This window comes from Mixta calida, assembly GCF_002953215.1.
In the GTDB taxonomy this organism is placed as follows: domain Bacteria; phylum Pseudomonadota; class Gammaproteobacteria; order Enterobacterales; family Enterobacteriaceae; genus Mixta; species Mixta calida.
The window spans coordinates 12582-25566 of sequence record NZ_CP026378.1; the positions used below are offsets into that span (position 1 = coordinate 12582).

General features: G+C 58.2%; 12 protein-coding genes. 3 read left to right on the forward strand and 9 right to left on the reverse strand.

The window, feature by feature from the left end; translation table 11 throughout:
- Positions 1-43: 43 nt before the first annotated feature.
- From rbsB to budA, 7 genes are all read right to left on the reverse strand, one after another.
- Entirely contained in the window at positions 44-925 is an 882-nt protein-coding gene (rbsB, locus tag C2E16_RS00065) for a ribose ABC transporter substrate-binding protein RbsB (protein WP_373996386.1), read from the reverse strand.
- Positions 926-948: 23 nt separating this feature from the next.
- On the reverse strand, positions 949-1920 hold the full coding sequence (gene rbsC, locus C2E16_RS00070) for a ribose ABC transporter permease (RefSeq protein WP_038629228.1): 972 nt from the start codon (positions 1918-1920) through the stop codon (positions 949-951).
- Positions 1917-3428: a ribose ABC transporter ATP-binding protein RbsA gene (rbsA, locus tag C2E16_RS00075; RefSeq protein ID WP_084970091.1), complete on the reverse strand. Its 1512-nt coding sequence runs from the start codon at positions 3426-3428 to the stop codon at positions 1917-1919. Before rbsA ends, rbsC begins: the two co-directional genes overlap by 4 nt.
- A gap of 7 nt (positions 3429-3435) precedes the next feature.
- A complete protein-coding gene (rbsD, locus tag C2E16_RS00080; protein ID WP_038629233.1) occupies positions 3436-3855 on the reverse strand; it encodes a D-ribose pyranase in 420 nt (139 codons plus the stop codon).
- A 169-nt stretch (positions 3856-4024) separates the two neighbouring features.
- Positions 4025-4798, reverse strand: coding sequence for a (S)-acetoin forming diacetyl reductase (locus C2E16_RS00085; protein WP_084970090.1), 774 nt, complete (start codon positions 4796-4798; stop codon positions 4025-4027).
- 30 nt (positions 4799-4828) lie between these two features.
- On the reverse strand, positions 4829-6505 hold the full coding sequence (alsS, locus tag C2E16_RS00090; RefSeq protein ID WP_038629237.1) for an acetolactate synthase AlsS: 1677 nt from the start codon (positions 6503-6505) through the stop codon (positions 4829-4831).
- A 20-nt stretch (positions 6506-6525) separates the two neighbouring features.
- Complete coding sequence (budA, locus tag C2E16_RS00095) at positions 6526-7308, reverse strand: acetolactate decarboxylase (RefSeq protein ID WP_084970089.1); 783 nt, start codon at positions 7306-7308, stop codon at positions 6526-6528.
- A 106-nt stretch (positions 7309-7414) separates the two neighbouring features.
- Between budA and C2E16_RS00100 the strand changes: the two genes are divergently transcribed.
- Positions 7415-8314, forward strand: a complete 900-nt coding sequence (locus C2E16_RS00100) for a LysR family transcriptional regulator (protein WP_038629241.1) — start codon at positions 7415-7417, stop codon at positions 8312-8314.
- Here the strand turns inward: C2E16_RS00100 and C2E16_RS00105 are convergent.
- Positions 8308-8700, reverse strand: a complete 393-nt coding sequence (locus C2E16_RS00105) for a YgiW/YdeI family stress tolerance OB fold protein (protein ID WP_038630190.1) — start codon at positions 8698-8700, stop codon at positions 8308-8310. The genes C2E16_RS00100 and C2E16_RS00105 overlap by 7 nt on opposite strands.
- Positions 8701-8893: 193 nt before the next feature.
- Between C2E16_RS00105 and qseB the strand changes: the two genes are divergently transcribed.
- Both qseB and qseC read left to right on the forward strand, forming a co-directional pair.
- Complete coding sequence (qseB, locus tag C2E16_RS00110) at positions 8894-9556, forward strand: quorum sensing response regulator transcription factor QseB (protein WP_038629244.1); 663 nt, start codon at positions 8894-8896, stop codon at positions 9554-9556.
- Positions 9553-10905: a quorum sensing histidine kinase QseC gene (gene qseC, locus C2E16_RS00115; RefSeq protein WP_084970088.1), complete on the forward strand. Its 1353-nt coding sequence runs from the start codon at positions 9553-9555 to the stop codon at positions 10903-10905. The genes qseB and qseC overlap by 4 nt, the downstream gene beginning before the upstream one ends.
- Positions 10906-10933: 28 nt before the next feature.
- On the opposite strand, the gene kup is transcribed toward qseC, so the two are convergent.
- Positions 10934-12802, reverse strand: coding sequence for a low affinity potassium transporter Kup (gene kup, locus C2E16_RS00120; protein ID WP_038629248.1), 1869 nt, complete (start codon positions 12800-12802; stop codon positions 10934-10936).
- Positions 12803-12985 lie beyond the last annotated feature (183 nt).

A 12985-nucleotide genomic window follows, 5' to 3' on the forward strand; every position in this document is an offset into this window, starting at 1 on the left:
AAGTGCGCCACCTGACGGTGGCGCGTTGCCCTGCTTTTCTTTGTTATTTGGTGACCAGCTTCAGATCCACCGGATTGATAGCCTGTACTTTCTCGCCTTTTAACGCTTTATCCGCGATCTGTACGCCTACCTGACCAATTTTTTCCGGCATCTGTGCAACGGTCGCGGCCAGTTTGCCGCCTTCAACAGCTTTAACCCCATCAGCGGTGCCGTCGAAGCCCACTACAACCACATCAGATTTACCGGCAGTTTGCAATGCTCGTAACGCACCTAACGCCATTTCATCGTTTTGCGCGAACACCGCCTGCACGTCAGGATGTGCGGTCAGCAGGTTTTGCATTACGTTCAACCCTTTGGTGCGGTCGAAATCGGCAGGCTGGCTGGCCAGAATCTGGAATTTATGCGCATCGGCGGCCTGCTTGAAGCCTTCGCCGCGCTCACGCGCCGCAGAGGTGCCGGCAATGCCCTGCAGTTCGATGATTTTGGCGCTTTCGCCAACTTTCTTGGCGATAAAGTCGCCAGCCATTTTGCCGCCGAAACGGTTATCTGACGCGACGTGGCTGATGACCTTGCCCTGTGACGCCACGCGGTCCAGCGTGATCACCGGAATGTTGGCCTGGTTCGCCATTTTAACCGCATTGCCTACCGCATCTGAGTCGGTCGGGTTGATCAGCAACAGCTTGGTGCCGCGAACGGTCAGATCCTGCACGTTGGCCAGCTCTTTCGCCGGGTTGTTCTGCGAATCCAGCACCACCAGGTTGTAACCCAGCTTATCTGCCTCTTTCTGCGCACCTTCTTTCAGCGACACAAAGAACGGGTTATTCAGGGTAGAAACCACCAGCGCGATAGTATCTTTCGCCAGCGCGTTGGCGCTGAGAGTGGCGCCGAGCAATACCGCCAGTGCAGTCAGTTTGTTCATCTTCATCTTTATATCCTTTGAGGTAAGCGTTATTTACTGCTTTTGTTATCCACCAGGACCGCCAGCAAAATCACCACCGCTTTGACGATCATCTGATAGTAGGAAGAGACGCCCAACAGGTTCAGGCCGTTATTCAGAAAGCCGAGGATCAGCGCACCGATCAGCGTACCCATGATGCGGCCCTTACCGCCCGCCAGGCTGGTGCCGCCCAGCACCACCGCCGCAATGGCGTCCAGCTCATAACCGGTACCGGCGGTCGGCTGCGCTGACGAGAGACGCGCCACTTCAATGGTGCCCGCCAGCGCCGCCAGCATGCCGCTCAGCGCGTAGACGATGATTTTGACTCGGCTGACATTAATGCCCGACAGACGGGTTGCCGCCTCGTTGCCGCCCAGCGCGTAGATATAACGACCGAGGCGGGTATGATGCAGCATGTACCAGGCCGCCAGGAACACTACCGCCATCAGCCATACCGGCGTTGGAATCCCCAGCGGGCGGCCGATGCCGAACCAGCCAAAGAGATCGGCATTCTCGTTAAAGCCGGTGTTGACCGGGCTGCCGTCGGTATAGACCATGGTGACGCCGCGCAGCAGCAGCATCATCACCAGCGTGGCGATAAACGCCTGCACCTTGCCTTTCGCGACGATGGTGCCGGTAACGGCGCCGATAAACGCGCCTAATCCCAGCGCGGCGGCCACGGCCAGCAGCGCATTCACCTCAAGGCCGACAATCGAGGCCGCCACCGCGCCGGTCAGCGCCAACAGCGACCCCACTGACAGGTCGATGCCGGCGGTGAGGATAACCAGCGTCATGCCGACCGCCATAATGGCGTTCACCGAGGTCTGTTGCAGGATATTGAACAGGTTATTGACGGTAAAAAAGTTCGGACTCTGGCTGGCCACCACCGCAATCAGCACAATCAGGGCAATCAGCGATTTCTGCTCCATCAGCCAGGCTTTGCTGAACCAGCGGCGACGGGCTGGTAAGGTTTGCGTACTCATAGATGTGCTAACTCCTCGGTGCGTTGCTTGCCTACAGCGGCGGCCATCAGGACTTCCTGCGTGGCCTGTTCAATGGAAAACTCGCCGCTCAGGCGGCCTTCATGCATCACCAGAATGCGATCGCTCATTCCCAGCACTTCGGGCATCTCCGACGAGACGAGAATGATGCTCAGACCTTCATCCTTAAACTGGTTGATCAGCTGATAAATCTCTTTCTTGGCGCCGACATCCACGCCGCGCGTCGGCTCATCCAGAATCAATACGTTCGGGCGCGTCATCAGTCCGCGCGCGATGGCGACTTTTTGCTGATTGCCCCCGGAGAGCAAGCCAATGGTTTGATCCATGCCGGGCGTTTTAATGTTAAAGAGCCGGATAAAATCGCTGACCGCCAGCTGCTCGGCGCTGTGCTTCAGCCCGCCGCCCGCGCGGCTGAAATAGCGCAGCGCGGTCAGCGACATGTTTTCTTTTACCGTCATTCCCAGCACCAGGCCGTCACGCTTGCGATCCTCGGAGATATAGACGATGCCGTTAGCCAGCCCGTCCTGCGGCGTGCGGATAGTAATGTCGCGGCCATTAAGCGTGACGCGTCCCGCGCTGCGCGGCTGCGCGCCGTACAGCACCTTCATCAGTTCGGTGCGTCCGGCGCCCATCAGTCCCGCCACACCAAGTATTTCGCCTTTACGCAGCGTAAAGCTGACGTTGTCGATGCCCGGTCCGCTGAGGTTTTCCACCTTTAGCCGCACTTCGCCCGGCGCTTTGTCCAATCGCGGATACTGATCTTCCAGCTTACGGCCCACCATCATCTCGATCAGCGAAGCTTCAGTTAGCGTATCGACGCTGCGTTCAGCAATAAACTGTCCGTCGCGGAATACCGTCACGTCATCACAAATTTCAAAGATTTCTTTCATGCGATGAGAGATATAAACGATGCCGCAGCCCTGCGCTTTCAGTTCATTGATCACGCGAAACAGGGAGACCGTTTCGGTATCAGTCAGCGCATCGGTCGGCTCGTCCATCACGATGACTTTCGATTCAAAGCTGAGCACCTTGGCGATCTCCACCATCTGCTGATCGCCAATCGAAAGATCGCCGACCAGCCTGTGGCTGTTGAAACGCAGATTCAGCCTTTTCAGCAGCGCGTCCGCTTCGGCGTACATTTTTTTCCAGTCAATACGCCCAAGACGGCTGACAAATTCACGTCCCAGAAAGATATTTTCGGCGATAGAGAGTTGCGGAATCAGGTTCAGTTCCTGATGGATAATGCCGATCCCTGCTTCCTGCGACGCTTTCGGGCCGCTGAAGTGGGTCTCTTCGCCCAGCCACTGCAACGAACCGGCGTCGCGGCTGTAGATACCCGTCAATACCTTCATCATGGTGGATTTGCCCGCGCCGTTTTCCCCCACCAGCGCCATCACCCGGCCAGGGTAAACAGAGAGTGAAGCGCCGTTAAGCGCCTTCACGCCGGGGAATGATTTCTCAATGCCTTTCAGTTGCAATAACGGTTGCATGGCAGCCTCAGAAGGTCACGCCGGCGGTCAGGATAATATTCGCGTACGGGGTGCATTCCCCGCTGCGCACTACCGCCTGGCTCCGTTGCGTTAAGGTTTTGAAATGTTCGTGCGGGACATACTCAATGTTGATGACGTTGCCCTGCTGGCGCTGTAGCGACTCCAGCAGCGCCAGCAGTTCGCGGTGCAGACCAGCGTTATGCTCGCGGATCTCTTCGGCGATGACCGCGCTTTCTACCTGCATCTCATGCGTGACCGCCTGCGCCACCTGTAAAAAAGTGGGAATGCCGTGCGTAACGGCTAGATCGATGCGCTGCGGCCCTGGCGGAATCGGCAAACCGGCGTCGCCGATAGTCAGGCTGTCGGTATGGCCCAGGCGGGCGACGACGGCGGAAATGTCAGCGTTAAGTAGGGGGCTTTTTTTCATTATACGCTCCTGAGCGAAACGTTTCGCTGAACGGGAGTGTCAGAAAAAGTGGCGAATAAGACAACAGGAAGGTAACGAAATTGTGATCGCTATCGAAACGTTTCGCTGACCGGCGAAAAAATTTGATTTAGGCAACGAAGCGGGCCTGATAAGGCCCGCAGAAAGGGGATTAGCTAAAGACCATGCCGCCGTCGATTAACAGCGCCTGACCGGTCATATAATCAGAATCGGGGCCCGCCAGGAAGGCGACGCAGGCGGCGACATCTTCCGGCTCGGAGAGGCGTCCCAGCGTAATGCGTTTAGCGAACTCCGCGGTGCCGTATCCCGGCGGCTGGCCCGCTGCGGCGGAAACCTGGCGGTCGATCTCGTCCCACATCGGCGTTTTGACAATGCCTGGGCAGTAAGCATTAACGGTAATGCCCAGCGGCGCCAGATCGCGCGCGGCGGTCTGCGTCAGGCCGCGTACGGCGAACTTGCTGGAGCTGTAAATCGCCAGCTCCGGGTTGCCGACGTGGCCCGCCTGAGACGAAGCGTTGATGATTTTGCCGCCGCGTCCCTGCGCTTTGAACGCTTTCACCGCAGCCTGAATACCCCAGATCACGCCTTTGACGTTGATGTTATAAACCTTATCAACGATTTCCGGCGTAATCTCTTCGATAAGCGTAGTCGGCGCGATGCCCGCGTTATTGACGATAACGTCGAAGCCGCCGAGCTGCTGCTGCGTCTGTTCTACCACCGCAAATACCCGATCGCGATCGGAGACGTCCGCCTGTAGCGCAACCGCTTTGCCGCCCTGACGAGTGATCTCATCGGCAACCTGACGCGCCGTTTCCGCGTTGTAATCGACGACCGACACGGCGAATCCATCTTTCGCCAGCCGCAGCGCGATAGCTCTACCAATGCCCTGACCGGAACCGGTCACCAGTGCCACTTTGCTTTCCATAACTGCTCCTTGCTGAGTTGATAAAGGGAATTACAGGATCTGGCTCAGGTGCAGCTGCCCCATCAGTTTCGGGTTGTCGGCATAATCCACCGGCACCGCCACCACAGCCGGTCCCTGAACGTCCATCGCCTTACGCAGGATAGGTTCCAGCTGATCGGCGCTTTCCACCGCGAAACCGGCTGCGCCGAAGGCTTCCGCATAGGCTTTGAAATCGATCGGGCCGAACTTCACGCCGGACACGCGCTGATATTTCTGTTCTTCCTGAATCGCCACCATGTTGTAGGCGTTGTCGACCCAGATAATGTGCAGCACATTGGCACCCAGACGCACCGCTGTTTCCAGCTCCATGCTCGACTGCATAAAGCCGCCGTCGCCCGATACCGACACCACTTTGCGGCTCGGATCCACCAGCCAGGCGCCGATTGCCCAGGGCAGCGCCACGCCCATGGTTTGCTGACCGTTGGAGATCATGATTTGACGCGCACGGAAGCTGTAGAGATAGCGGGCGATCCAGATATGGAAACTGCCCATATCCACCGTCAGGGTAACGTCTTTATTAATGATGTCCTGCATGGCGCGCACGATGCGCAGCGGATGCAGGGCGAACTGATTCAGCTGATGGCCGCGCATCGCCAGCAGTTCACGCTGCTGTTGGCGATCCTTGAGGATTTCAGCCGACTCCGCGCTGAGGTGCAGCGGCGCTTCAATCCGCGCGGCGAGTTTATCCAGCGTTGAGGCGATATCGCCGATCAGCTCCGCGTCCGGCTGGTAACAGTTGTCGGTTTCCGCAGGCAGCACGTCGATATGCACCAGTTCGGCATGACCGCTGTTCCATTTCGCCGGTTCATATTCCACTGGGCTGTAGCCGATAGTGATAATCAAATCCGCCTGACGCAGCAGCCGATCGCCCGCCTGGTTATTAAACAGTCCGACACGGCCCGCAAAGCGCGAGAAGTGAGACTGGGAGACGGCGCCGGCCGCCTGATAGGTACTGGTCACCGGAATATGGCTGCGCTCCAGCAGACGATGCAATGCGGTGGCGTTATGCGGCTGGCTGGCCATCAGGCCCAGCAGGATAATGGGGTTTTTCGCTTTCGCGATTTTGTCGGCGACGGCGTTGATCGCGCCTTCCGGCGCGGAACCGAGCAGCAGCTCGCCTGCGGGCGTCAACACGTTGCCGCGCACCGGACCGTCGACAATATCCTGCGGCAGACTGACGAAAGCGCCGCCGGGACGGCCCAGCTCCGCATAGCGGAACGCATTGGCTATGATTTCGCCCAGCGCATCGGGCGCGCCCACTTCCACCGCATATTTGGTGATCGGGCGGAACATACCGACGGTATCCATGCTCTGATGGACCAACTTGGCGCTGTCCGCGCGTTTCACCGCGCCGCCCAGCGCCACAACCGGGTCGCCTTCCGAGGTAGCGGTCGCCATGCCGGTGATCAGGTTGGAGCAGCCGGGACCGGAGGTCACCAGCGCCACGCCCGCCTTGCCGGTCAGACGTCCTACCGCCGCCGCCATAAACGCCGCGTTCGCTTCATGGCGAACCGGAATGGTCTGGATAGAAGAGTCCACCAGCGAATCGAAAACTTTATCTACTTTAGCGCCGGGAATGCCGAACACCTGCTTCACGCCCTGCGCCTCCAGCTGGGCAACAATCAAATCGGCGCCGTGCGCCCATTCTTTTTGCATATCGCTTTTCATTGTTTCTCCTGTGGCGAGGATTAGCTTTCAACGGCGCGGATGGCACTGTCGAGATCGTCAGGGTTGAGATTGGCCTGCAAAAAATCGGGGTCCTCAGGCAGATCGACCACCAGCTTGCTGATGGCGCCAAAGGTCAGTACGCCGCTCTCCAGGCTATAATTCAGTACGTGGCCGCCGCCCTGACGATCGTCAGTAATGAAATGTTCGTGATAGCCGGCGACATTAATGCCCTGCATATACTGCGGCGTGCGGAAGCCAATCAGCACGCCATCGCGCTGGTCGAAATGGAAGGTCGGCTGCTGTTCCACCGCTTCCATCATCGGCTTATAAGGTCGGTGCTGACAGGGCACGGTGCGCGTTGCAACCTGAGAGAAACGCCCATCGATGCGCAGGGCGCAAAACTGGTTATCAGATGAAATCTGCTGATTAATGATCTCATGTACCGCGTCGCGATCGGCCGGACCGTCGAAGTGATGGTGATATTGCGGCTGGAAAAAGGTCATCACCGCGAACGGCGTGCGTTGATCCGGGCGGGCGGCGTTGGCGCTGCCGTCGGCGCGCAGCTGGTAAACCTGACTGTTAAAGGCGATCAGCTCGCCATCAAGACGGTTAAAGGTGCCCAGGCCGAAGTCGCCTTTTTTCAGCAGGTCGGCGATGGTGCGCGAGCCTTCATAGACGCCGCTCAGCAGCGCGCTCATCAATGAGGTCTGATAGATTACACTTTCTGGCTGTTCTTTGCGGATAGCGCTCAGGGTATCGGCCAACAGTTTCTCGCATAAACAATCAGTTACAGAATGAGGCATTATTCCCTCCCTTACAGAAAAGGTTAATATTCATTAACTGTAATGTTGACTCGATTCAGTTCGGGAATCCAATATAGAAAGCCCTTCACTTTGAGACGTTTTAGATATGGAACTACGGTATCTGCGTTATTTCGTCGCCGTCGCGCAGACGCGCAACTTTACGCGCGCCGCTGAAATGCTGGGGATCTCCCAGCCGCCGTTGAGCCAGCAGATATTGCGTCTGGAACGCGAGATCGGCACGCCGCTGCTCAGACGTCTGACGCGCGGCGTGGAGTTGACGGAAGCGGGCGAGGCGTTTTATCAGGATGCCTGCCAAATCCTCGATCTGACCGGTCATGCGCTGGAGAAGGCGAAAGGGATCGCGCGCGGCGTCACCGGTAAGCTGTCGCTGGGCTTCGCCAGCTCGGTCGCCTTTCATCAGGATATTTTTCGTTTGCTGCACGCTTTCCAGCAGCAGTTTCCATCGGTAACGCTGCTGCCGCGCGAGGCAAGCATGTCGACGCTGATGCAGGATTTACAGGAAGGATTGCTGGATGCGGCCTTTGTGCGCTTGCCTTGTGAAACCAGCAAGTCGTTTCATTTGAAACTGATCGCCAGCGAAGCGATGCGCATCGTGCTGCCCGCGTCGCATCCTCTGAGCGAACAGGAAGAGATAAGGCTGACGCAACTGAGCGATACGCCGATGGTGATGTTTCCGCGCGAGGTGGCGCCCAGCCTGTATGAATCGATCATCAGCGCCTGCGTGCGGGCGGGCTTTCAGCCGCAGACCGGCCCGCAGGCGCCGCAGATCTCCTCGGCTATCGGCATGGTCGCCGCCGGGTTCGGCTTCGCGCTGGTGCCGGAATCGCTCAGCTGCGTCGCGATGCCGGGCATTCGCTTTCTGCCCTGCCCGGAAGCGTCGCTGACCACCGACGTGGCGCTGGCCTGGCGACGCTGGGACCGTTCGCCTACGCTACAGCATCTTTTAGAGACGCTGGCGCAGCAGTTGAACGCGCAGGATCACTGAATCTTACGCACCTGTTTGACTTCCAGCTGAGCGTCATTGAAGGCCTTATCAATCTCACCCTGTAACTCGACTTTATCTTTAGGGGAGACGCTCTGGCCTTGCCAGGTTTTATCATCAATCTCGACGGAGAGCGTGCCCGTTTCATCGCGGAACAGATAATCATCATCGCTGAGGCGTTTCTCAATCGTGCCGCGTACGGTGACCCAGCTGTCATCTTTCATCTCTTTCGCTTCTTTTACCGTCACCACATTCTGCGGCCCTTTGAAGCCGCCTTTCTGCGCCTGGGTCTGCGGCGAGTTAGGATCGACAAAGCCACCGCTCTGCGCCGCTAATGCCGGCATTGTGAACAGAGCAAGAATCGCAACCATTGCAGCATGCTTTTTCATCATAATTTCCCTCTTTTGGTGAATGACGTGGGTGGACGTTTTTAAGTACAGCACAGGGTTCTTAACAGGATCTTAAGGCGGGTCGTTTTTTTCTCGCTTTGCTGGCGGGCGTTACTATTTGCCGTTGCATTCTGTACAAGCGGCGCTTAAGTCTCGTATAACGGCGGCAGTGACCTAATCAGGGAGGAAACCCATGCGCATTCTGTTAATTGAGGACGACAGGTTAATCGGCGACGGCATTCGGGCGGGGCTGGGCAAGCTGGGGTTCAGCGTGGACTGGCTGACGGATGGGCGACAGGGAATGCAGGCGCTGAGCGCGGCGACCTACGATGCCGTGGTGCTCGATCTCAGCCTGCCGCAGTTAGACGGGCTGGATATTCTGCGCGCCTGGCGCAGCCGGGGCGAAGATATTCCGGTGCTGATCTTAACCGCTCGCGATGCGGTGGCGCAGCGGGTGGACGGCCTGCAACAGGGCGCAGATGATTATCTCTGCAAACCTTTTGCGCTCAGCGAGGTCGCCGCGCGCCTTCAGGCGCTGATCCGCCGCCGTCATGGGCAACTGCAACCCACGCTGAGTCACGGTTCGTTGATGCTCGATCCCGCAGCGCGCGCGGTGACGCTGAACGGCGCGCCAGTTGAGCTGAAGCCGCGCGAGCTGGCGCTGCTGGAGCTTTTTATGCTGAATGCGGGCCGCGTGCTGACCCGGGCGCAGCTGGAAGAGAAACTCTACAGCTGGGAGCAGGATGTTTCCAGCAACGCTGTTGAAGTGCATATTCATCATCTGCGGAAAAAACTGGGCAATGCTGCTATTCGCACGGTGCACGGTGTGGGTTATACGCTGGGAGAAACCGCATGAGTCAGCTCAGCCTGCGCGCCCGTCTGACCGTCGGCTTCTTACTGCTTACGGCGATCTGCTGGGGCATCGCCAGCGTCAGCGCCTGGTTACAAACGCGCCACAAAATCAATCAGCTGTTCGATACGCAGCAGCTGCTGTTCGCCCGGCATCTGGCTTCCCTCACGCCAGCGCAATTAACCCAGTCGACGGCAATGCCGGAAGCAAAAAAAATCCTGCCTCATCACCGAGGCGCGCTGGAGGACGATGCGCTGGCTTTTGCCATTTATACCCGCGACGGCAGGCGACTGGTGGACGATGGCGACAACGGCAAAAAATTTCTGTTTGAACCGCGCTGGCGTGGCTTTCGTGACGGCAAACTGCGCGACGATGACGATCCGTGGCGCATAGTCTGGCTGAATACGCCTGACGGCCGTTATGTGGTGGCGGTCGGGCAGGAATGGGAATACCGTGATGAAATGACCACCGACGTGGTGCAAAGCGTGCTGCTGCCATGGCTGTTTGCGCTGCCGGTAATGGTTGTGCTGCTGCTCTGGCTGCTCCAGCGCGAGCTGACGCCGCTCAGGCAGATCGCCCGGCAGCTGCAACAGCGTTCTCCCGATAACGCCGACGCGCTTAACGCGACCCGGCTGCCCTCGGAAGTGCGTCCGATAGTGGACGCGCTTAACGGCCTGTTCGCCCGTATCCATGCCATGCTGCAGCGCGAACGGCGTTTCACCTCCGACGCGGCGCACGAGCTGCGCAGCCCGTTGGCGGCGTTGAAGGTGCAGAGCGAGGTAGTGCAACTGGCCCATGACGACGCCGGAATGCGTCAACACGCGCTGACTAACCTGGACGCCAGCATCAACCGCGCCACCCGGCTGGTGGATCAGCTGCTTACCCTCTCTCGACTGGATGCGCAGCGGGCGCTGGCGGAAAGCGAAACGGTGGATATAGAGGCGCTGCTGCGTCAGGCGATTGTCGAACAGGATAAGACGGCGCAGCAGGCTGGCATTACACTGCGGCTGGAGAACCAGGCTGGTGAAGCGCAGGCGTGTCAGGGACATCCGTTGCTGCTTTCTCTGCTGCTGCGCAATTTGCTGGACAATGCGATTCGCTATGGTCGCGCAGGCGGCACCGTGACGTTGATCCTACGTCGGCGTCAGTTTGAGGTATACGATGACGGGCCTGGCGTGGAGCAAGAGGCGCTGGCGCGCATCGGCGAACGATTTTACCGACCGCCCGGACAGGAAAAATCAGGCAGTGGACTCGGTCTTTCCATTGTGCAGCATATCGCCACCTTGCACGGCATGCGTATGCAGATGGCGAACCGACCGCAGGGCGGCTTTAGCGTCACCTTCGATCTGCCATAAAAAAGAGCAGCCTTAGCTGCTCTCTGCTTTAAATCTCGACCTGAGTGCCCAGCTCGATAACCCGGTTAGGCGGGATTTCAAACTGGTCGGGCGCGCGCAGGGCGTTGCGTTGCAGCGCGAGGAACAGCTTACCGCGCAAATGCAAATACCAGGGACGTTTGCCGATGATCAGCGATTCGTGCGACATAAAGAACGACGTTTCCGTCATGCGGCAGTTCAGCCCTTCAAGACCGCAACGGTGGAAAATCTCCTCCATATTCGGCGTTTCGCGCCAGCCGTAGCTGCCCACCACGCGCCAGAAGGTTGGCGAAAGCTGTTCAATGGTGACGCGTCGGACGTTATGCACGTAAGGCGCGTCTTCGGTGCGCAGCGTCAGCAGCACCACGCGCTCATGCAGCACCTTGTTATGTTTCAGGTTATGCAGCAGCGCAAACGGAATCACGTTCAGCGCGCGCGACATATAAACGGCGGTGCCCGGCACGCGCACCGGCGGCGATTTTTCCAGCGAGGCGATCATCGCGTCCAGCGAGTTGCCGTGTTCATGCATACGGCGCAGCAGGCGGAAACGCTCGCTTTTCCAGGTCGTCATGATGATAAACATCGTCATACCCAGACAGAGCGGCAGCCAGCCGCCGGAGAAGATCTTAATCAGGTTGGCCGAGAACAGCGGAATATCGAAGCAGAGCAGCGCCACCAGGATCAGCGCCACCAGCAGTCGGTTCCAGTGCCAGTTCTTTATCGCCACGGTACAGACCAGAATAGACGTCAGGATCATGGTGCCGGTCACGGCGATGCCATAGGCCGCCGCCAGGTTGCTGGAATGCTCGAAGCTGATAATTACAATCAGCACCGCATAGTAGAGCAGCCAGTTAATTACCGGGATATAGATCTGGCCAGACTCTTCTTCCGAGGTATGGATAATGCGCATCGGCGGCAGATAGCCCAGGCGCACCGCCTGACGGGTCAGCGAAAAGACGCCGGAAATCACCGCCTGAGAAGCGATAACCGTCGCCAGCGTGGCGAGGATCAGCATCGGGATTAGCGCCCAATCCGGCGCCAGCAGAAAGAAGGGGTTTTTAATCGCTTCAGGATGCTTCAGCAGCAGCGCACCCTGACCAAAGTAGTTCAGCACCAGCGAAGGGATCACCACGCTGAACCAGGCGAGGCGAATCGGCGTTTTACCGAAATGGCCCATATCGGCGTAGAGCGCCTCCACCCCGGTAATCGCCAGCACCACCGAGCCGAGCGCGAAGAACGAAACCTGTTTGTATTCCAGGAAGAAATGCATCGCCCACGCGGGATTCAGCGCCTGCAACACGTCCGGGTTATGAATAATGCTGCGCGCGCCGAGCACCGCCAGCACGAGAAACCACAGCAGCATCACCGGCGCGAACAGCTTGCCCACCATGCCGGTGCCATGTTTCTGAATGATAAACAGCAACGTCAGTACGGCGATCGACAGCGGCACGATATACGGATCGAGCGACGGCGCGGCAATTTCCAGACCTTCTATCGCGGACATCACCGAAATGGCTGGGGTAATCACCACCTCCCCGTAAAAAAAGCTGCCGCCGATCAGCCCCATAATCACCAGCACGGCGGTGGCTTTGCCGCCGGTATTGCGTCCCGCCAGCGACATCAGCGTCAGGATGCCGCCTTCTCCGGCGTTATCGGCGCGCATCACATAGCTGATGTATTTCAGGGAAACCACCACGATCAACAGCCAGAAGATCAATGATAAGAAGCCGAACACGGCGTCGCGCTCAACGCCAAAACCAAACTGCCCGGACAAACATTCGCGCAAGGTATAAAGCGGGCTGGTGCCAATATCCCCGTAAACCACACCTATTGCCGCCAGGGTGACTGCGGCGAGCGGCTGCTTCTTGTCAGAACTCATAATGTCATCTTTTCCAGGAGCGCTGCGACGTATCGGCGCACGGCTCAGACCATCAAAAAGCGCACAGTATGCCTAATTTTAAGCAAAAACCCACCCCTGGACGGCAGCGGTTTTCGACAATAATTGGCAATAGAAGCGTCGCTTCACCCTTTCACGATAAAAAAGCTGACGGCTATCAATGCT